15 protein-coding genes and 1 pseudogene are annotated in these 20,325 nt (G+C 59.0%); 13 read left to right on the top strand and 3 right to left on the bottom strand.

All coding sequences use genetic code 11. From position 1 onward, the window contains the following. Window positions 1–284 precede the first annotated feature (284 nt). The 10 genes and pseudogenes from bcsO (at window position 285) to F8562_RS21865 (ending at window position 13,056) form a co-directional block, all read left to right on the top strand. A complete protein-coding gene (gene bcsO / locus F8562_RS21910; protein WP_014227184.1) occupies window positions 285–863 on the top strand; it encodes a cellulose biosynthesis protein BcsO in 579 nt (192 codons plus the stop codon). Window position 864: 1 nt separating this feature from the next. Then, window positions 865–1,657, top strand: a pseudogene (bcsQ, locus tag F8562_RS21905) (cellulose biosynthesis protein BcsQ). Window positions 1,658–1,677: 20 nt separating this feature from the next. Beyond that, window positions 1,678–3,789: a UDP-forming cellulose synthase catalytic subunit gene (bcsA, locus tag F8562_RS21900; RefSeq protein WP_014227182.1), complete on the top strand. Its 2,112-nt coding sequence runs from the start codon at window positions 1,678–1,680 to the stop codon at window positions 3,787–3,789. Beyond that, on the top strand, window positions 3,786–6,194 hold the full coding sequence (gene bcsB / locus F8562_RS21895) for a cellulose biosynthesis cyclic di-GMP-binding regulatory protein BcsB (protein WP_014839757.1): 2,409 nt from the start codon (window positions 3,786–3,788) through the stop codon (window positions 6,192–6,194). The genes bcsA (F8562_RS21900) and bcsB overlap by 4 nt, the downstream gene beginning before the upstream one ends. Next, complete coding sequence (locus F8562_RS21890) at window positions 6,191–10,243, top strand: cellulose biosynthesis protein BcsC (protein ID WP_014839756.1); 4,053 nt, start codon at window positions 6,191–6,193, stop codon at window positions 10,241–10,243. Before bcsB ends, F8562_RS21890 begins: the two co-directional genes overlap by 4 nt. Then, window positions 10,243–10,719: a cellulose biosynthesis protein BcsD gene (gene bcsD, locus F8562_RS21885; RefSeq protein ID WP_032694183.1), complete on the top strand. Its 477-nt coding sequence runs from the start codon at window positions 10,243–10,245 to the stop codon at window positions 10,717–10,719. The genes F8562_RS21890 and bcsD overlap by 1 nt, the downstream gene beginning before the upstream one ends. Window positions 10,720–10,730: 11 nt before the next feature. After that, window positions 10,731–11,729, top strand: coding sequence for a glycosyl hydrolase family 8 (locus F8562_RS21880; protein WP_014839755.1), 999 nt, complete (start codon window positions 10,731–10,733; stop codon window positions 11,727–11,729). 265 nt (window positions 11,730–11,994) lie between these two features. Further along, window positions 11,995–12,102 (top strand): type I toxin-antitoxin system toxin Ldr family protein, encoded by a 108-nt coding sequence (locus F8562_RS21875; protein WP_014227177.1) that lies wholly within the window; start codon window positions 11,995–11,997, stop codon window positions 12,100–12,102. Window positions 12,103–12,470: 368 nt separating this feature from the next. Continuing rightward, window positions 12,471–12,578, top strand: a complete 108-nt coding sequence (locus F8562_RS21870) for a type I toxin-antitoxin system toxin Ldr family protein (RefSeq protein ID WP_004855299.1) — start codon at window positions 12,471–12,473, stop codon at window positions 12,576–12,578. A 370-nt stretch (window positions 12,579–12,948) separates the two neighbouring features. After that, the gene (locus F8562_RS21865; protein WP_004855299.1) at window positions 12,949–13,056 is read left to right on the top strand and encodes a type I toxin-antitoxin system toxin Ldr family protein; all 108 of its coding nucleotides are present in this window, start codon (window positions 12,949–12,951) and stop codon (window positions 13,054–13,056) included. Window positions 13,057–13,139: 83 nt separating this feature from the next. On the opposite strand, the gene bcsG is transcribed toward F8562_RS21865, so the two are convergent. The 3 genes from bcsG to bcsE are packed head-to-tail and all read right to left on the bottom strand — an operon-like array spanning window position 13,140 to window position 16,563. Next, window positions 13,140–14,816 carry a cellulose biosynthesis protein BcsG gene (gene bcsG, locus F8562_RS21860; protein ID WP_014227176.1) on the bottom strand — a complete coding sequence of 559 codons (1,677 nt, stop codon included), beginning with the start codon at window positions 14,814–14,816 and terminating at the stop codon, window positions 13,140–13,142. Continuing rightward, window positions 14,813–15,010, bottom strand: a complete 198-nt coding sequence (bcsF, locus tag F8562_RS21855; RefSeq protein ID WP_014227175.1) for a cellulose biosynthesis protein BcsF — start codon at window positions 15,008–15,010, stop codon at window positions 14,813–14,815. The genes bcsG and bcsF overlap by 4 nt, the downstream gene beginning before the upstream one ends. Beyond that, window positions 15,007–16,563: a cellulose biosynthesis protein BcsE gene (gene bcsE / locus F8562_RS21850; RefSeq protein ID WP_014839750.1), complete on the bottom strand. Its 1,557-nt coding sequence runs from the start codon at window positions 16,561–16,563 to the stop codon at window positions 15,007–15,009. The genes bcsF and bcsE overlap by 4 nt, the downstream gene beginning before the upstream one ends. A 167-nt stretch (window positions 16,564–16,730) precedes the next feature. Here bcsE and bcsR point away from each other — a divergent pair, with 167 nt between their 5' ends. The 3 genes from bcsR to bcsA (F8562_RS21835) are packed head-to-tail and all read left to right on the top strand — an operon-like array spanning window position 16,731 to window position 20,286. Then, window positions 16,731–16,919: a cellulose biosynthesis protein BcsR gene (gene bcsR / locus F8562_RS21845; protein ID WP_004855289.1), complete on the top strand. Its 189-nt coding sequence runs from the start codon at window positions 16,731–16,733 to the stop codon at window positions 16,917–16,919. 11 nt (window positions 16,920–16,930) lie between these two features. Next, complete coding sequence (gene bcsQ, locus F8562_RS21840; RefSeq protein WP_032694187.1) at window positions 16,931–17,668, top strand: cellulose biosynthesis protein BcsQ; 738 nt, start codon at window positions 16,931–16,933, stop codon at window positions 17,666–17,668. After that, window positions 17,665–20,286: a UDP-forming cellulose synthase catalytic subunit gene (gene bcsA / locus F8562_RS21835; RefSeq protein WP_014839747.1), complete on the top strand. Its 2,622-nt coding sequence runs from the start codon at window positions 17,665–17,667 to the stop codon at window positions 20,284–20,286. The genes bcsQ (F8562_RS21840) and bcsA (F8562_RS21835) overlap by 4 nt, the downstream gene beginning before the upstream one ends. Window positions 20,287–20,325: the final 39 nt, after the last annotated feature.

The raw sequence follows: 20,325 nt of genomic DNA, 5'->3' as shown, positions 1-20,325 counted from the left end.
ATCTGCTAATAGCCTGGCAGGCTGCGGGGGGATTGACGGCGCAGCCGCCCAAAAAATGGGGCTATCATTTTGAAAAAGAACTGTTAGTGTAACCGCACTACCACTATGGAATTACACCAGCCTGACCTATCCAAAATAATCAAATCGCGACTAAAGTTAGCGTATTGTGACGGCCGTAACGCCGGGTAAATGCCCAAAAAACAACAAATTAAACTACGCTTTAGTGGCGTGGGATGACAATTAAAACAGATTAAATATGACGTATTTAAATCATGAGGTTATCTATGAACCATTATGATGATTTGCAGCGCTTCAAGGAAAAGACGCGGACACACAGTCTAAAATTCAAGGACCTTTCATCAGAAGCCGCTGCCGGTGAAAAAGGGGATTGGGTTATTCTCAATCAACTTATTCCGGCGGAGGAAGCGTCTTCTTTGGCCATGGGTGGGTCAGTTTCCTTACCTCTGCCGCAGCGGGTTCCTGCCGATATGTTTCACAAGGTGGAGCCTGCGGTCGTTCAGGCTCCCCCGGCGCCCTCTTTGGCTGCACCGTCCCTGATTATCCCGCCCTCCGCGCCGCAGCCCGCCCCCGTGACGGACATGACTGCTGCAGTGGCCGTAGAGCCTGCGCTGCCGCAAAGCCTGGCAGCGGCTACGCCCGCTTCCCAGCCGGCGGTTTCTCAGGCTGCTGCGCAGCCGGTACCGGTCAGCGTCCCTGCTCCGGCAGTCAGGCCTCGTCCGGCGGCCGCGCCGACGACGGAGGGTTTTGCCCATCTTTTTGCGGCCAAAACCGCGGAGCCGGTAGCAAAAGATAAAGATCAGTCACTGAAATCACTCCTGGAGAGGATTGCGACATGCCGTTGATCTGCGTGTGTTCACCGAAAGGCGGCGTAGGAAAAACGACCCTGGCGGCAAATCTGGCCTGGGCGCTGGCCCGCGCAGGCAGTAAAGTTCTGGCCCTCGATTTTGATGTGCAGAACGCCCTGCGCCTGCATTTTGGCGTCCCCCTCAGCGACGAGCGCGGCTATGTCGCGAAAGCGCTGGAGCTCCATGACTGGAGCCAGTGCGTATTAAGCGCCGGCAGCAATATTTTCGTCTTGCCCTACGGCGACGTGAGCGACGCGCAGCGGCAGGCCTTCGATGAACGCCTGAGCCATGATGAGCATTTCCTGACGCGCGGCCTGGCGGCATTACTCAATTATCCGGGACTGATTACGATTGCCGACCTGCCGCCGGGCCCTTCGCCCGCGCTAAAGGCGCTCACTTCGCTTGCCGATATGCATCTGGTACCGCTGCTGGCGGATACCGCCTCGATGTCCGCGCTGGCGCCCGTGGAAAAGCTGCGTCTGACCGGGGGCGAACTCAACCATAAACTCGGACACTATTTTGTGATCAACCAGAGCGATAACCGTCGCCAGGTCAGCCGCGATGTTACGGCGTTAATGGAAGAAAAGCTGGGCGATCGTCTGCTGGGCATCATCCATCGTGATGAAAGCGTGGTGGAAGCGAATGCTTCCCAGAAGTCTATCCTGGACTTTAACTCCTCCTCCGCAGCCGCCTTTGATATTGAAATTATTGCCAAAAAAATCTCTGCGCAGTTGGGTATCAATATTGGTGACGGCAAGGTGCATAGCCAGCCTCGCAGGTCAGGGCTTTAATTTAATTGCAGGGCTGCTGAATGAAAAAGACGCTTTTCTGGTTGCTGGTACTGGTACTTTCGCCCATTGCCGTGCTGGTGGTGATCACGCCGATGGACAGCCAAAAGCAGTATATTTTTGGCCTGCTGAGCATCGGTATTCTCTTTGTGATGGGGTTCAGTAAAAACCGCAGCGTTTCCGTCATCATGGTGGTGACATCGCTGCTGATGTCGACCCGATATATGTATTTCCGTCTGACGCAGACCCTGCATTTTAACTCCACCATCGAAGCGATTCTGGGGATGGGGCTGTTTCTGGCGGAAGTCTATATCTGGGTGATGCTGCTGCTTAACTACCTGCAAACGGTCTGGCCGCTAAAGCGTGAAATTGTCCCGCTGCCGGATGATATGAGCAAGTGGCCGACGGTAGATATCTATATTCCCAGCTATAACGAACCGCTTGAGGTGGTGCGTGATACGGTGCTGGCTGCGCAGTGTATTGATTATCCAAAAGATAAATTAAAAATCTATTTGCTGGATGACGGTAAGCGCAATGAATTCGCGGTATTCGCCGCCGACGTTGGGGTTGGGTATATCACCCGTAACGATAACAAACACGCCAAGGCGGGCAACCTCAACCACGCGATGACGTTGACCCACGGCGAGCTTATCTGCGTTTTTGATTGCGATCACGTGGCAACCCGCGTCTTTTTGCAGGCGACGGTGGGCGGATTCCTCAACGATCCGATGCTGGCGCTGGTGCAGACGCCGCACTACTTCTATTCTCCGGACCCCTTTGAGCGCAACCTCTCCGTGGGCCGCAATATTCCTAACGAAGGGATGCTGTTTTATGGCCCGATTCAGCAGGGGAACGACAACTGGAACGCGACCTTTTTCTGCGGCTCCTGCGCCGTCATTCGCCGCGCCGCGCTGGAACAGATCGGCGGCTTTGCGGTAGAGACCGTGACCGAAGATGCCCATACCGCGCTGAAGTTCCAGCGCCTGGGCTGGAAGTCGGCGTTCCTGGATATTCCTCTGGCGGCCGGCTTAGCCACCGAACGTCTGGTGGTGCACGTGATTCAGCGTACCCGCTGGGCGCGCGGGATGACGCAAATATTCCGTCTGGATAACCCGCTACTGGGCCGTGGGCTGACGTTCCAGCAGCGCCTGTGCTATCTCAGCGCCATGCTCTATTATCAGTTCGCCCTGCCGCGGGTGGTCTTTGTCACCGCACCGCTGGCCTACCTGCTGTTCAACCTGAATATCATCTACTCCTCGGCCAGCCTGATTGTCTCCTACGCGCTGCCGCATCTGTTCCTCGCGATCTATGTCGGCTCGCGCATGAACGGTCGCTATCGTTACAGCTTCTGGGGCGAAATCTACGATATCGTGCTGGCGTTCCACCTGGTGCTGCCGACGCTGGTGACCATGATTTTCCCCAAACGCGGGAAATTCAACGTGACCGATAAAGGCGGCCTGCTGGACGTGGGCTACTTCGACTTTACCGTCGTCAGACCGCACCTGGTCGTCGCCTGTCTGCTGGGCCTGGGGGTGGTGGTCGGTATCGTCCGCGCCATCGGTCACGACTACTTTGGCTCAGACCCGAACGTTATCGCGCTGAACGTCGGCTGGGGGATTTACAGCCTGATCTTCCTGCTGGCCGCCATTGCCGTGGCGCGCGAAACCCGTCAGGTGCGAAAAACGATTCGTATTGATGTCGATATTCCGGTACTGATCCACTACACCAGCGGCATTGTCTCCCGCAGCCACACCGCGGACCTGTCCATGGGCGGCTGCCGCGTAAGCGCGCCGGATAAGCGTCACCTGCAGGATGAAATCGAAGAGATTGAGCTGATTCTCCAGTCCGGCGCGATTTCGATCCCGGTGCGCCAGGTTACCGCTGACGACCAGTTTATTCGTCTGCAATTTGATGAAAACATTCAGCTCTCCCGCCGCCGCGAGCTGGTGCGCGTGGTGCTGGCCCGCGCCGATGCGTGGATTAACCCGCCGCGCCCGCAGGACAACCCGTTCCGCTCTTTTGCCACCATTTTGCGCTGCGTATTCGAACTGTTCTGGCTGACGTGGAAGACGCGCCGTAGCCAGCGTCGTCAGCCGCCTGCGGCGAATCCCGCGCAGGAGGATGGCAGCCTATGAAACGTTTAACGACGCTTGCGCTGCTGGCCGGTATGCTCTCTGCGCCAGCGCTGCATAGCGAGGAAACGCCCTCTGACGCATTGCCGCCGCTTAATTTTCCGCTACCTGATGCGCAAGCCAGCGGCGCGTCGGCGCCTGCCAGCGAAGCGAATTCGCCCGCCACGACCGAGCCCGCGCCGGCAAACGTCCCTCAGCCGGCTTCGCTACCCGCGATGCCGTCGCCGGTTGCCTCTGGGGTCGCTGATACGGTGCCGCTAACGCCGATTGTCGGCGGAGACCTGAACCTCATGCAGATGGGCATGCCGGACGGTATCATCCTTAGCGGTGGACAAAACCAGGGCGGCGCCAGCTTTACTCTGCCCTCCGATCAGGTGGTCACCCACGCCCAGCTGATGCTGGATGTTAAGGTCTCGCCGGAGATGGCGTCCCGCAACGCCACGCTGCAGTTAATGCTCAACGGCCAGCCGCTCGGCACGCTGCCGCTGGGCGCGGACGGCGAGGAGATCTCGCACTATCAGCTGGATATTCCGGCGGCGCTGATGGTCTCCAGCAACAACCTGAGCTTTAAGATTAACGACGGCGATGCAATGCAGTGCCGGCTCGATATTCACGACACCTCGCGGGTGACCATTTTGCCCGCCTCCCACTTTAGCTGGGAGAGCCAGCAGCTTAATATCAGCAACGATTTAGGCCATTTCCCGCGCCCGTTTTTCGACAGCATGCAGATGACGCCGGCGGATATCGCTATCGCGTATCCGGAGAAACCAACGGCGGATATCTTCAGCGCAGCGGCGCTGGTGTCGTCATGGCTGGGTATTCAGGCCGATTATCGCGGTATCGCTTTTGACGCGCTGCGCGATCGCCTGCCCGAGAAGCACGGTATTATCATCGGCCACCCCGGCGATCGGGTGGGCGGCCTGACGCTGCCGCAAACCGACAAGCCGCTGCTGCGGATCGTTGAGAACCCCGGCAATCCGGCCTATAAGCTGCTGCTCATCGTCGGCCAGAACGACGCGGCGCTGCGGATGGCCGCCTGGCGCCTGACCCGCGGCGATTTCGCCCCGCAGACGGCCAGCATGGATGTTGATCCGCAGACGATAGCCGTCAGCAAGCCGTACGATGCCCCGCGCTGGATCGCCACCGATCGGCCGGTAAAAATCAGCGAGCTGATCCGCCAGGATCAAAGTATGACCGTCAGCGGCGTATGGCATGAACCGCTACGCGTGGCCTTCCGCGCCGCGCCGGACCTCTACCTGTGGGATGGCGAAACCATTCCCCTGCAGATCGGCTACCGTTTCCCGTCGGAGAGCTGGATTAACGAGGATAGGTCGCTGCTGAGCGTGACGCTCAACAACACCTTCCTCAACAACCTGCCGATGAATAAACAGGGTCCGCTGGAGAAGCTCTGGCGTCACCTGGGCGGCGACGCGCGTCAGGAACGGTTCACTATCCCGCTGGCGCCGTATCTGATTTACGGCGATAACCAGCTCTCGCTCTATTTCAATCTGGTGCCGAAGGACAGCGCGCCCTGTTCGGTTCTGCTGAACAGCACGATTAAGAGCCGCATCACCGACGACTCGTGGATCGATTTGAGCGGTACGCGGCACTTCTCGCTGTTGCCGAATCTTTCCTATTTTGTCGGCGCGTCGTTCCCGTTCTCCCGGTTGGCGGATTATTCGCAAACCACGCTGCTGCTGCCGGAACAGCCTTCGGAAACGCAGGTCGCGACGATGTTGAATCTGGCCGCCCGTTCGGGTAATTCGACCGGTAAAGCGCTGGCCAATAACCGCGTGATGTTGGGCGTTCCTGACGACGGCGCGAATGCGCTGTTCCTGCGCGATCGCGATGTACTGGCGGTGAGCGCCCTCGATCAGAAAGCGTTTAATCAGCGCCTGCTGGCCGATTCTCCCTATCACCCGGTCGATAACCTGCTGAGCGTACGTGAACCTGCGCTATGGACAAAAATTCAGCGCAGGCTGAGCGGCGACTGGGCCTCCGACGGCGTGGATGCCGATCGCTATTTCTCTTCCAGCAGCGCCTGGCGCGGGTTTATTAGCTATCGCTCGCCGTGGAACCCGCAGCGGGTGGTCGTGGTGGCGATGGCCAGCAGCGACGATCAGCTGGCGAAACTGGAAGACGATCTTAATTCACCGCGCATCAATGCCGGTATTCGCGGCGATACGGCGGTGATTACCAGCGACAACGGCGTGCGTAGCTTCCAGGTCAGTACGCCGTTCCCCAGCGGCCAGATGCCGTGGTACATGATGGCGGTGTGGTATGCCAACCAGCACTCCGGCCTGCTGGCGGTGCTGGGGTTAATCGCCACGTCCATTCTGGGTCTGGCGCTGACCGCGATGTTCAAACGTCATGCCCGCAAGCGCCTGGAGTCGGGAGATAGCCAATGAAAAGAGTCGGTAAAATGAATACGAAGGCGGCCCGTCAATTTTCCACGCTGTGCCTGTCCGGCGCGCTGACGCTTGGCGCCTTCGGCGAGGCGCAGGCGGCGGGTAACGATGCGGCGCTGCAGGCGCTGTTTGCGCAGGCCAACTACTGGCACGAAAAATCGCACGACGAGCTGGCGATGGAATCGCTGCAAAAAGTGTTATCGGTGGATGCCAACAACGCTCAGGCGTTGTATCTGATGGCGCTGTGGGCGCAGCAGGGAGGCAACCTGCAGGCCGCGGCCCAGTGGCGGGCGCGACTGGAGAAAGCGGCGCCCAACAGTCCCGGCTTGCAGGATCTGGATAGCGCCAAAAAAATGGCGCAGGTCCCGCAGGGGCAGCTCAACCTGGCCAGACAGCAGGCGCGCAGCGGCAACGTGCCTGCCGCGCTGGCGACCTGGCGGAGTATGTTCAACGGCAGCGTTCCGCCTTCCGGACTGGCGGCGGAATACTACATGACGATGGCCAGCGACAAATCGCTCTATCCGCAGGCGTTGAGCGAACTGCGTCAGTACGTCGTTCAGCATCCGCAGGAGAACGGGCCGCGCGTGGCCCTCGGCAAGGCGCTGACCTGGCGCGAAGAGACCCGCCGGGAAGGGATCGCCATGCTGGAGCCGATGGCCAGCGGCAGCAAAGAAGCCGATGCGGGACTGCGTCAGGCGCTGCTGTGGATGGGGCCGCAGCCGGGAGATGAGCCGTTTTACGATACCTGGATGCAGCGCCATCCGCAGGATAGCGAAGTGCAGAACTACTTCCGCGAACGGCGCAGCGGCCAGGCGCGCGGTCAGGGTTACGCTGACCTGAACAGCGGCAATACCGCCGCGGCGAAGCAGCAGTTTGAACAGGTCCTGCAAACCAATCCGCAGGACGCTGACGCGCTTGCCGGGATGGGCTATATCGCCCAGCGCAGCGGCGATTTTCAGGCGGCCTCTCAGTATTTGGGCCGGGCGGCGGATCTCGGCGGCGAGGGCTCTGAAACCCGGCGTCAGCAGGCGGGGGATGCGCTGTTTTACGGCCAGCTTGCTCAGGCGCAGCAGGCCTATAAGCAAGGCAACATTAGCCAGGCGCTGGCGCTCTCCGCGCCGCTGGCGCAGCAGAGCGGGACGCAGGGCTCGGCGGCGAAGCTGTTCCGCGCCGACGTTCTGCGCCACAACAAAGACCTGCCCCAGGCCGAACAAACGCTGCGGGCGCTGCTCAACGAGCAGCCGCAAAATGGCCCCGCCCGGGAGAATCTCTATTACGTTCTGCGTGAACAGAATAAAACTGCGGAAGCCCAGTCGATGCTGCGAACGCTGCCGGAAAGCCTGCAGCAAAAGCTGCAGCCGCGCGTGGTCACCGGGACGCCGGGAGACTCCCTGCGTCGACAGGCCCAGGAGCAGGCCGGCGGCGGTAACGTGTCCGGGGCGATCGCCACGCTGCGCCAGGGCGTTTCTCGCTATCCGGACGATGCGTGGATGCGCCTCGATCTGGCCCGACTGCTGCAAAAATCCGGTAACGACGGCGAGGCGAACGCGATGATGGGCGCCGCGTATCGTCCCGGCGCCAGCAGCAGCTCGCTGTACGCCGCCGCCCTTTTCGCCAGCGAGAACGGCGGCTGGCAGCAGGCGCAAACGCTGCTGGCAAGAATTCCCCCCGCCAGCCAGACCAGCCAGATGCGCGATTTGCACCAGCGGGTGAACTACAACCTGCAGCTGGCGACGGCCGAGGGGTATCTGGCGCAGGGTAATTCCGTCGCGGCGTCCAATACGCTGAGGGCGATGGCCGCGACGCCGCCAAAAGCCCCGGCGGATGTCGGTAAACTGGCGCGCCTGCTGGCCCAGAGCGGCGATGTCACTACCGCGGTATCGCTGGTGCGTAACAATATTAACGGCGGTATCTCCGGCAACGCCGGGGATTACGCCGATCAGGTGACGGTGCTTAACCAGGCTGGCCTGACCAACGAAGCGCAGAGGCTGCTCACTAATCCGCAGCTGCAGGCAAGCAGTACGCCGACGCAGCTGGCCAGCATTCGCAACGGCTATGTGATTAACGACGCGGATCGCCTGCGCGAGCAGGGTAACTACGCGGCGGCGTATGACAAGCTGATGGGCGCCATGCAGAGCGACCCGCAAAATACCGACCTGATGTTCGCCATGGCGCGTCTCTATCAGAGCGGCAAAATGAATAAAGAGGCCGGGGTCGTCTATGACTACCTGATGACCCGCGATACGCCGACCCAGGACGCGCGCAGCGGGGCTATTGATGTCGCGCTGTCGGCGGGCGATAACGACCGGGCGGCGCAGCTGGCAGGCGGGCTGCGCCCGGATAATTCGCCGGACCGTTTGCTGCTGCTGGCGCGCGTGGCCGAATCGCAGGGCCATCATCAGCAGGCGATGACCTATCTGCGCAGCGCTCGCGGCAGGCTGCTGGGGTTACAGAGCAGCAACGGCACGCAAACGCCGACCGTGGGCGGCGTGCTGGCGGCGGATAATCCGTTCGTCGGCGTCTCGCGCACGCCGGCGGCGACGCGTACCGCCTCCACCTACGGGCAATATATGCCGTGGCAGGTTTCACAGGTATCGACGGGCGATGGCAGCACGCTGCCGGGGATCCAGCGCACCGATCTGCCGGTCGAAACCGCGCACACCCGGATGCTGCGCCAGGTGGATACCATGATGGAGACGTTGCAGGAAAAAACCGGGACCTGGCTGCAGGGGGGCATGGAGGTTCGCGGCCGCGATGGCGAATCCGGCACCAGCAAGCTGACCGAAATCAAAACCCCGCTGACCTGGTCCTCTTCACCGTTCGGTGATTCGCGTTTCGACTTTACCGTGACGCCGATTACGTTGAACGCAGGGACGGCAACCGGGGACGCCTGGCGGCGCTATGGCGCGAATCCGCTATCAAACGCGGTCTCCAATATGATTTCCACCGCCACCAGCGAGCAGGCGGCGATTGCGGCGATGACCGATACCGAGCGCACGACGTACTTTGCCAACAATCCGGGGGCGGAGACCTTGAGCGGTCTCGGCACGCTGAATGCTTCAGACTTTAACGCCACCACCAGCAGCGGCATGGAGAACCTGGCGAAGCTGGGCGCTTACGATTCCGGGCAGGTCGCCAGCTATCTGGCTTCTTCAAATCTGAAACCTAACGTTGATCGGGCCAGCGGCTCAACCGATTCACAAAAAGCCAACGGCGTGGCGCTGGCGGTGGCGCTGAGCGGCGACGAATATCGCGTCGATATCGGCAGCACGCCGCTGGGTCAGGATCTGAATACCGTGGTGGGCGGCGTGAAGTGGTCGCCGAAGCTGACTAACTATCTGTCGCTGATTTTTACCGGCGAGCGTCGTTCGCTGACCGACAGCCTGCTCTCTTGGGTGGGGCTGAAGGATTCCTACTCCGGCAAAACCTGGGGTCAGGTGACCAAAAACGGCGGTACCCTGCAGCTCAGCTACGACGATGGCGATGCCGGTTTCTACGTCGGCGGCGGGGGCTATAGCTACCTGGGACAAAACGTCGCCAGCAATACCAGCATCAACGCCAACGCCGGGGTTTATCTGCGGCCTTACCACGATGAGTATCGTCAGCTGCAGACCGGGCTGAGTATGAGCTACATGGATTACTCGAAAAACCTGAGCTACTTCACCTACGGGCAAGGGGGCTACTTCAGCCCGCAGAACTACGTCAGCGTGTCGCTGCCGGTGAGCCTGACGGAGAAATATGATAACTGGACGATGAAGCTTGGCGGTTCGGTGGGGTATCAATCTTACAGCCAGGATAAGAGCGCCTATTTCCCGACCAACGCCGAGTGGCAGCAAACGCTCGAGACCGCTGTTAGCAACGGTTTTGCTAAAGAGGCCTACTATTCAGCCACCTCGAAGAGCGGCATCGGCTATACCCTGCGCGCCGGCGCGGATTACAAAGTCAATAAACAGATGACGCTCGGCGGCCAGGTGGGTTATGACACCTTCGGCGATTACAACGAGAGCACCGCCGGCCTCTATATCCGCTACATGCTGGGAGATCGCTGATCGTGACGGACAATAACAATGCGCTGGTAATGGCCTGGTTTCAGCAGCAGCAAACCCCTGCCGGGTGGTTCGATCTGCTGCTGATTATGGTTGATGGCATGGTCAATAACGCGGGCGAGCTGGAGAGCCAGCCCTTTCTGCGGCAAATGGGCGAGGCGCTGGCCGATGAGCATCCGCTACCGGCGTCGGAAACGCTCGGTGAGCTGGAAGCCAATATGAATGCGCAGCTAAGCCGTTTTCAGTGGGGCGTAGTGAGCGTTGAGGTTAGCGATGACGGCCTGCGGTTACGCCATCAGGCGCTGCCGGTGAGCCGCGATGAAGCGCGCCGCGTCCGCTGGTGTAATGCGTTTTGTGCCATACTCGAGGGGCTTTATTCCCGCTGGCTACAGGGACAGGGCGGCGCGGCGCACGTGGTGTTACAGCGCGAGCGGCTGTTTTCGGTCTCTGACGTTCAGTTTCTTTACTTCCATCCCTGAAGGGTGAATTTATGTCCTTGCGTGCTTTAGCGACAGTCGTGGTGACGACGGTGATGATGCTTCCCCACGCGTGGGCCGATACGGCGTGGGAAAGCTATAAATCGCGTTTTATGATGCCGGACGGACGCATTATTGATACCGGCAACGGCAACGTCTCCCATACCGAAGGGCAAGGTTTTGCCATGCTGTTAGCGGTGGCCAATAACGATCGCTCCGCCTTTGACAAGCTATGGCAGTGGACCGATAAAACCCTACGCAACAAAGATAACGGGTTGTTTTACTGGCGCTATAACCCGGTGGCGCCCAATCCGGTGGCGGACAAAAATGACGCCACCGATGGTGATACCCTGATTGCCTGGGCGCTGCTGCGCGCGCAGCAGCAGTGGCATGAAAAATCCTACGGCAGCGCGTCGGATGCGATAACCGCTTCGCTCCTGAAGTCTACGGTGGTCACGTTTGCCGGTCGTCAGGTGATGCTTCCGGGCGCAAAGGGATTCTATCTCAACGACCACCTGAATCTTAATCCCTCCTACTTTATCTTTCCGGCGTGGCAGGCCTTCGCCGCGCGTACGCATTTAACCGCCTGGAGAAAGCTGCAGAGCGATGGCCAGGCGCTGCTGGGGAAAATGGCGTGGGGGAAATCGCAGCTTCCCAGCGACTGGGTGGCCTTAAGAGCGGACGGTAAGATGGAGCCGGCAAAAGAGTGGCCGACGCGAATGAGCTTCGATGCGATCCGTATTCCGCTGTATGTCTACTGGAGTGACCCGAAAAGCAGCCTGCTGACGCCGTGGAAAAACTGGTTCCAGCGCTATCCGCGTCTGCAGACGCCGGCGTGGATAAACGTGAATACCGATGAAGTGGCGCCGTGGTTTATGACCGGCGGGCTGCTGGCGGTACGCGATTTAACCCTTGGCGAAGCGCAGGCCGATCCGCAGATTACGCCGCAGGACGACTATTACTCCGCCAGCCTGAAGCTGCTGGTATGGCTGGCAAATAAAGACCAGGCGTAAACTATGGAATGCGCCTCGAATAACGCAGTCGAGCCGGGTGCTGAAATCTGAAGGGCGCCGTAGAATCGTCGGCAAGCCGGGCTTGCCCGGTGAGGCGCAATGTTGCGGGGGCTTGAACCCCGGCGGCAGAGATGAATTGGTTGCTGGAAAGAGAAAACCCCCGCACGTTGTTTGGTATCAACCTGGCAACGTATCGGGGGCTACTCTCAAACCTGAACAATTTGAGGATAGCCGCGAACGGTTGCCATTGCAACAAGGCGGCTGTATGACGCTCGCTCAGTTGGGCCTGCTGCTGTGGGACGATCTGGCGGCTCCGGTGATTGCTGGCATTCTGGTCAGCATTATCGTGAGCCGGATGGATAACCGGAAGTAGCCGGCCGGTGGGTATCTGCCTGCCTTAGTGGCAGCATGCGCCCGAACGGGGCCGCAGGGGTAACAACCTGCGGCCTTTTTCGTTGTATTGCTGCAACAAAAAAGTTTCCTGGAATGCGTCTCGCACCGCGCGTAATGGCGGAGTGCGGGTACCCGATCGGGCCAGTAGAATAGTCGGCAAGCCGGGCTCGCCCGGTGAGGCGCAATGTTGCGGGGGCTTGAACCCCGGCGGCATAGAGAGATGGTTGCTGGAAAGAGAAAACCCCCGCACGTTGTTGGTATCAACCTGGCAACGTATCGGGGGCTAACCTCGCATCTAGACCATTCGAGGATAGCCGCGAACGGTTGCCATTGCAACAAGGCGGCTGTATGACGCTCGCTCAGTTGGGCCTGGTGCTGTGGGACGATCTGGCGGCTCCGGTGATTGCTGGCATTCTGGTCAGCATTATCGTGAGCCGGATGGATAACCGGAAGTAGCCGGCCGGTGGGTATCTGCCTGCCTTAGTGGCAGCATGCGCCCGAACGGGGCCGCAGGGGTAACAACCTGCGGCCTTTTTCGTTGTATTGCTGCAACAAAAAAGTTTCCTGGAATGCGTCTCGCACCGCGCGTAATGGTGGAGTGCGGGTACCCTATCGGGCCAGTAGAATCGTCGGCAAGCCGGGCTCGCCCGGTGAGGCGCAATGTTGCGGGGGCTTGAACCCCGGCGGCATCGATGGATGGGTTGCTGGAAAGAGAAATCCCCCGCACGTTGTTTGGTATCAACCTGGCAACGTATCGGGGGCTAATCTCGAACCTCAACAATTCGAGAATAGCCGCGAACGGTTGCCATTGCAACAAGGCGGCTGTATGACGCTCGCTCAGTTGGGCCTGGTGCTGTGGGACGATCTGGCGGCTCCGGTGATTGCTGGAATTCTGGTCAGCATTATCGTGAGCCGGATGGATAACCGGAAGTAGCCGGCCGGTGGGTATCTGCCTGCCCTAGTGGCAGCATGCGCCCGAACGGGGCCGCAGGGGTAACATCCTGCGGCCTTTTTCGTTTATTGCGGATAAGGGACCCAGCTGCCGCCGTTCAGCTGAACATACGGTTTCCCCTGGTATTGAATGACGATGGCGTTGGAGTTTTCCGACACCGCCGCGCTCTGCGGCAGGTTGGCAATATACTGCTGCCAGTTGATGTCGTTTTCGTCAAACATCTTGCCGTCGAGGGCGCGGACCACCAGCTCAGAAATCGCCAGGTAGCTGCTTGGCTGGTTAATGATAATCGGCGCATCGGGGTGTCTTGCCTTAATGCCGAAGAATTTCACCGCCGCCGGTACGTTGGTAATGGATGGGCTGGGAATATCGCGCAGGCCGGAAACCTGCATTTTGTCGCCTTTCAATGCCGCACCGTGTTCCGGTACGACGATGACCAGCACCTTACGCCCCGATTTCTCCAGTTCGGTGAAGAAATTATCCAGCTCATCGAAGAACTTCTGCGCACGGGCTTTATAGTCCGCGGTTTTGCTCTGGCCCGGATAGTGGTTACCGTCATGCAGCGGCAGCGTGTTGTAGAAGGTCGCCGTGCGCGGCGTATTCAGCTTATCCAGCGTCTGCAGCCAGCGGTTCAGCGTTGCCTGGTCGTCATAGACCGGTGAGCCGTCAAAACCCTGCAAAATCACCGGCAGGCCGCTTTGATCCATCAGCGGGCTCTGGATCCCGCCCAGCGAGCGAAGCTCCTTCAGGAAGTCGCCGAAGATACCGTTGTGGCCGAGCATCAACTGCTGCGTGAAGCCCAGCTTCGCCAGGTTTTCAAACAGATAGCATTCGCTGCCCGATGGCTGATAAAGGTTCGCATGAGAGAGCTGGCCGCAGCTGGCGCGCAGCAGACGCGCCGCCGCCGGCCCGCTGTAAGAGGTCGCCGAGTTAAAGTTTTTGAACAGCAGGTCGAAATGCTTCCACAGCGGATGATCCATCAGCCCGGCCGCTTCAATATCCGACCATGAGAGCGAGCAGATGTTGATTATCAGCACATCAAACGGCTGGGCATCGGCCGGAAGCGCATCCGGGAAAGTGGTTTTACGTTTTTGCTCGGAAGCGTAAAAGGCATTCAGCCAGTTGGTGAGATTGGCCGACGTCGGCGGCTCGGTTTGCGGCGGAATATCGTTATTCGCCGGTGCAGTATTGGTCGCGATGGCCGTTCCACCGCCCGTATTAACGGCGGTGTTCGCCGCCGCGGTCGTCGGCTGACCTGCCGGCCACAGGGTGAAAGAGGGCATCAGCGGGCTGACAACCAGCCAGACCACGATCGCTGAAACGAAAACCGTCACTCGTAGCCACTGGCTGATAAACAGCCACAGGACCAGCAGCACGAAGAACGCGCCGACCATATTCCAGTTAATAAAGCGGGTCACCAGATCCCAGATATAGTCGGCGCTGAAGCCGGCAATCTGCGAGCCCTGGCTGGCAATGCTTTCCGGGCCGGGCAGCCAGGTGTCGTGCCAGAACAACATAAAACCCAGCGGGATTGCTATCCAGTGGCGGATGCGGTGCAGCTTATACTGCGGAATTGGCACCAGCAGGAAGGCCAGAAACACCAGGTTTAACATGGGATGAAAATTGAGGTATCCGCCCCATAGCAATGCGAACTTCACCAGAAAGTAGAAGTTCCAGCCAGATAAGCCTCGCCAGTACCGCCAGAGCGGAAGCGACGCGGTGGGTGTTTTGGGTTTGGTCATTTCGTTGATTTGCCTTGCCTGGATGTCGCTTCCCGGCGCAGCACGCCAGCCGGTTTGACATAACGGGGTTTAAAGAACATCAGTCTTAATGTGGTGCGAATACGCCGCTGGTAGTGGCGCGTCAGGTATCCCAGCGGGAAGAACAGCAGGGCGCACAGGACGACCAGCTGAATAATATCGGCGATAGACATCATAAGGTTGGCTCCCCATCAATGGACAGACGGTGCGCCTCGGGGTTGCGCCGCCAGCTTCGCCCGTCATGGGTGGCGTTGATGGTTTCATTTTTGCCAAGCGAAATGGGCAGCGGCGTGTTCCAGTTCTCCGGCAGAATCCCGCGCATCTGCATGATTTCAGCCGTTATTTGCTTATCTTCAAACCAAATCATACGGTTAGAAAAAATATCGCCGGTTGGTAATGGGAAAATATGGTTTAACGCGGTATCCAGGTCGTTCACCCGGCAAAATGACAGAAACAGCACCAGGCGATTGTTGCCGATGGTCATAATGTCGCCCATACGGTTGGGCTTACACAGCGTCAGCGCCTGCTCTACGCGCAGGCCGGGCGCCGGGCGCAGCGCCACCATCACCCCTTTGCCATCGGCGGGCAGCATGGTGTTGGCCATAATATTGTGCACCGCTTCGCAGAAGTCCCCCCATTTCTGGTAGCCGCGCAGTTTTAGCGGCTGGCTCCAGGTCAGCAGAGTATTAAAATCTTCCGGAATATGGCGAGTAAACTGCTGTTTCTGAACGCTTTCTATAAGCGTGAGGCAGCGGGATAACGGCGCGCCGCTGGGAATAACCATATTGGCGCCGCTGCTCAGCAGCAGGCGTTCATCGGTGGCGCGCAGGCTCGGCGTTTGTTCGCGGACGACGATTTTTAACGCGCTGCCGCGCTGGCGGCGCAGGGTATGGATATAGCGTCCCAGCTGTTCAATCTGTTCGTTCTGGGTAATGGAGAAGATCAGCGTTGCCGCCTGCGCCATCCTCCCGGCGTTGAAAACGGCGTCGTTGGTATCGAACAGCGTCCAGTATTCGGATAGCGCGGGGGCACCTTCCAGTACGCGCAGATTGCTAAGAATGACTTTTTCGTCGCTGCGCGGTTGCACCACCGTTTCTTCATCCTGCGCCAGCCGCCAGCCGTTTTCATCCTGAAGAACAATGAGCTGCTGCCGGGCGCTGATGCCTTTTTCACTCCCCCACCAGGCGATATCGAACAGGTGGTTATCCCCCAGGTAACGAATACTTGCCAGACCGGAAAGCGAGCGGTACTCGCGTAATAAAGGGGAGAGTTGCTTATCGATATCGTGCCCGGAATTAAGTACTAGTAATGAACAACGATGATAATTAGTCCATCGATACGATTTCTCAACCCAATTGCATAAATCATCGCTTTTTATATTCTGCCAGGCATTTTCAGCGCATAGCAGAATAAACAAATAATTGCCAGGTTCGAGGGAACAAACTAAATCGCGGTGCATTTCTTGCAGCCCCTCAGCACGGTTCGGCATGCTAAATAACGCGATCTTTTCTGGCCCGCGATTTTTTTCTAGTTCAATGATTTTATTTGGGTTATCACCCATGACTATCGCCGCAACCTGGCTCTGTTTATCCTGGGCAGCCAGCGTATGGTTGAGCAGGCTTACCGCGTCGGCATAGCGGTCGACATTCAGCCACCATACTCCACCCACGGGCATATGACGTACTTCGTCCCATAATGATGAAATACCCAAAGAATATACGATATCCACGGCGTCCCTCGTGAGACTTGATTTACACTTGATTAGTTTACTAGCGAAAGCGTCAGAGTAAACCTAACATTGAAATTAAAGGACATCAGTTTTAGCATGTAAACATATTTTAAGGATGATCTTACGCCTCTCGGTTTAATTTATTGTATTTTCCAACGGACAGAGAAATGCCAGCAAAAGAGCCTGCTGTACCCACCGATGCGACTTTGGGCTACACGTTTCAAAATGATTTCCTGGCGTTAAGCCGGGCATTTTCCCTGCCTGATATTCACTACCACGATATTTCCCGACGCGAGCAGTTAACCGCGGCGCTAAAACGCTGGCCATTACTGGCTGAATTAGCAGAGAAAAAGTAAGGAAGCCGTCGATGGCGATTCTGGGATTACAGGGCGTGCGCGGCGGTACCGGCACCACGTCGATTACCGCTGCGCTGGCCTGGGCGCTGCAATTACTCGGTGAAACCGTACTGGTGGTGGACGCCAGCCCGGACAACATGTTGCGCTTTTTTTTCAACGTCGATTTCAGCCACAAAGCGGGCTGGGCGCGCGCCACGATCGACGGCAGCGACTGGCGCGACGCCGGTTTGCGCTACACCTCGCATATCGATCTTTTGCCCTTTGGTCAGCTGACGCCGGGCGAGCGCGCGAACATTGACCAGCTTCAGCCGACGCTGGCGCCGATGGCCGGGATGGTGCAGAAGCTCCATCAGCAGGGCGATCACCGCTGGCTGCTGATTGACCTGCCGGACGGTTACTCGCCGCTGACCCGCTCCCTCATTGACGTCTGCGACCGCACGCTGGTCATCGTGCATCCGGACGGCAACAGCCATATTCGCCTGCATCAGCAGGCGCTGCCGGTCAATAGCGATATTTTGATTAACGATCTGCGCGTCGGCAGCCAGCTGCAGGAGGATTTGTATCAGCTGTGGCTGGAGAGCCAGCGCCGCATTCTGCCGGTGACCATCCATCGTGATGAGGCGATGGCGGAGTGTCTGGCGGCGAAGCAGCCGCTCGGCGAGTACCGGCAGGACTCTCTGGCGGCGGAGGAGATACTGACGCTGGCCAACTGGTGTCTGCTGCACTACGCCGGGAAGGGGGCGGAATGATTCGCCTGAGCACCCTACTGCTGGCGCCGCCGGTCGGGAAACGGCTGAACGAGCGCTATCGCGACTATCGCCAGCACGGCGCGTCGTGGCTGTCGGCCGCGCTGGGCTGCCTGTGGGCATCTCTGGCATGGGCGTTTATGCCGCTGGAAACGCCGCGCTGGCAGGCTATTCGCGAACGTCACGGCGAGTTTTTCCCGCATATTAATCCGCATCGGCCGCGCCCGCTGGACCCGATTCGCTACCTGCTGCAGTGCGTGTGGCTGCTGGCGACGCGGGTGCCGGAGCCGGATAAAAAGATCAACTGGCGTTCGCTGGCGGCGCTGGAGGGCGTCCAGGGGCGCTATGCCCAGTGGCTGGAAAAGCTGCCGGAAAAGGTTAACGCCCGCACCGGTCATCTGGATAAGCATAAAGAGCTGGCTCACCTGTCGCCAAAGCTGCGGCGGTTTATTCTGGGCACGATAACCTTTTTCTCGCTAATCCTCGCGCTGCTCTGTATTACCCAGCCGTTTAATCCGCTCTCGCAGTTTATTTTCCTGCTGCTGCTGTGGGGCGTGGCGCTGCTGGTGCGCCGCATTCCGGGACGCTTTTCGGCCCTGATGCTGATCGTGCTGTCGCTGACCGTCTCCTGCCGCTACATCTGGTGGCGCTACACCTCGACGCTCAACTGGGATGATCCCGTGAGCCTCGTGTGCGGGATAATTCTGCTGTTCGCCGAAACCTACGCCTGGGTGGTGCTGGTGCTGGGGTATTTCCAGGTCGTCTGGCCGCTGAACCGTCAGCCGGTCCCGCTGCCGGAGGATATGGCGCAGTGGCCGACGGTCGATATTTTCGTGCCGACCTACAACGAAGACCTCAACGTGGTGAAAAACACCATTTACGCTTCCCAGGGGATCGACTGGCCGAAGGACAAGCTCAATATCTGGATCCTCGACGACGGCGGGCGCGAAGAGTTCCGCCAGTTCGCCAAAGACGTCGGGGTGCACTACATCGCCCGCACCACCCACGAACACGCGAAAGCCGGGAATATCAACAACGCCCTGAAGTACGCGAAGGGCGAGTTCGTGTCGATTTTTGACTGCGACCACGTGCCGACCCGCTCGTTCCTGCAGATGACCATGGGCTGGTTCCTGAAAGAGAAAGAGTTGGCGATGATGCAGACGCCGCACCACTTCTTCTCCCCGGACCCGTTTGAGCGCAACCTGGGACGATTCCGCAAAACGCCGAACGAAGGCACGCTGTTTTATGGCCTGGTGCAGGACGGGAACGACATGTGGGACGCGACCTTCTTCTGCGGCTCCTGCGCGGTGATCCGCCGCGGCCCGCTGGATGAAATCGGCGGCATTGCCGTGGAAACGGTGACTGAAGATGCCCACACTTCTCTGCGCCTGCACCGTCGCGGGCACACTTCAGCCTACATGCGTATCCCGCAGGCGGCCGGTCTGGCGACGGAGAGCCTGTCGGCGCATATTGGCCAGCGCATCCGCTGGGCCCGCGGGATGGTACAAATTTTCCGCCTTGATAACCCCTTGTTTGGCAAAGGGCTGAAGCTGGCGCAGCGCATCTGCTACGTCAACGCGATGCTGCACTTTCTGTCCGGTATTCCGCGGCTGATCTTCCTGACCGCGCCGCTGGCGTTTCTGCTGCTGCACGCCTATATCATCTATGCGCCAGCGCTGATGATCGCCCTGTTCGTGCTACCGCATATGATTCACGCCAGCCTGACCAACTCGAAGATTCAGGGCAAATACCGCCACTCTTTCTGGAGCGAGATCTATGAAACGGTGCTGGCGTGGTATATCGCGCCGCCGACCTTTGTCGCGTTGATTAACCCGCATAAGGGCAAATTCAACGTGACGGCAAAAGGCGGACTGGTGGAGGACGAGTACGTCGACTGGGTGATCTCTCGTCCCTATATCTACCTCGTGCTGCTGAACCTGGTCGGCGTCGGGGTGGGGATCTGGCGCTTTATGTACGGCCCGGAAAACGAAATCCTGACCGTCTGGGTGAGCATTATCTGGGTGTTCTATAACCTGATTATTCTCGGCGGCGCGGTGGCGGTCTCGGTTGAAAGCAAGCAGGTGCGGCGATCGCACCGCGTGGAGATGTCGATGCCGGCGGCGATTGCCCGCGATGACGGGCACCTGTTCTCCTGTACCGTCCATGATTACTCAGACGGGGGCCTTGGGGTCAAGATTCACGGCGAGGCGCAGGTGCTGGAAAGCCAGCACGTCAAGCTGTTGCTGAAACGCGGGCAGCAGGAGTACGCCTTCCCGGTGCGGGTCGCGCGGGTCAACGGCAGCGAGGTTGGGCTACAGCTGCTGCCGTTAAGCAATCAACAGCATATTGATTTTGTACAGTGTACGTTTGCCCGCGCAGATACGTGGGCGCTTTGGCAGGATAGCTTCCCGGAAGATAAGCCGATGGAAAGCCTGCTGGATATCCTGAAGCTGGGGTTCCGTGGATATCGTCACCTGGCGGAGTTTTCTCCGCCGTCGGTGAAGGTTATTTTCCGCTCGCTCACCATGCTGGTGGCCTGGTTTGTCTCGTTTATTCCGCGCCGTCCGGAACGCGCAGCGGCGACACTCTCGGCAGAACCGGCAATGGCTCAACAATGTTGACGTATTCCCCCACCTTTGCGTTGACTCGACTCAGGAGCG

This window comes from Klebsiella sp. RCJ4, assembly GCF_009025755.1.
Lineage (GTDB): Bacteria > Pseudomonadota > Gammaproteobacteria > Enterobacterales > Enterobacteriaceae > Klebsiella > Klebsiella michiganensis.
Note: the sequence above shows the minus strand (reverse complement) of the source record. Positions and strands in the feature narration are given on the sequence as shown.

Coding starts and splice junctions, on each gene's coding strand:
- bcsO (WP_014227184.1), top strand. CDS start 285: ATGAACCATTATGATGATTTGCAGCGCTTCAAGGAAAAGACGCGGACA.
- bcsA (WP_014227182.1), top strand. CDS start 1,678: ATGAAAAAGACGCTTTTCTGGTTGCTGGTACTGGTACTTTCGCCCATT.
- bcsB (WP_014839757.1), top strand. CDS start 3,786: ATGAAACGTTTAACGACGCTTGCGCTGCTGGCCGGTATGCTCTCTGCG.
- F8562_RS21890 (WP_014839756.1), top strand. CDS start 6,191: ATGAAAAGAGTCGGTAAAATGAATACGAAGGCGGCCCGTCAATTTTCC.
- F8562_RS21880 (WP_014839755.1), top strand. CDS start 10,731: ATGTCCTTGCGTGCTTTAGCGACAGTCGTGGTGACGACGGTGATGATG.
- F8562_RS21875 (WP_014227177.1), top strand. CDS start 11,995: ATGACGCTCGCTCAGTTGGGCCTGCTGCTGTGGGACGATCTGGCGGCT.
- F8562_RS21870 (WP_004855299.1), top strand. CDS start 12,471: ATGACGCTCGCTCAGTTGGGCCTGGTGCTGTGGGACGATCTGGCGGCT.
- F8562_RS21865 (WP_004855299.1), top strand. CDS start 12,949: ATGACGCTCGCTCAGTTGGGCCTGGTGCTGTGGGACGATCTGGCGGCT.
- bcsG (WP_014227176.1), bottom strand. CDS start 14,816: ATGACCAAACCCAAAACACCCACCGCGTCGCTTCCGCTCTGGCGGTAC.
- bcsF (WP_014227175.1), bottom strand. CDS start 15,010: ATGATGTCTATCGCCGATATTATTCAGCTGGTCGTCCTGTGCGCCCTG.
- bcsR (WP_004855289.1), top strand. CDS start 16,731: ATGCCAGCAAAAGAGCCTGCTGTACCCACCGATGCGACTTTGGGCTAC.
- bcsQ (WP_032694187.1), top strand. CDS start 16,931: ATGGCGATTCTGGGATTACAGGGCGTGCGCGGCGGTACCGGCACCACG.
- bcsA (WP_014839747.1), top strand. CDS start 17,665: ATGATTCGCCTGAGCACCCTACTGCTGGCGCCGCCGGTCGGGAAACGG.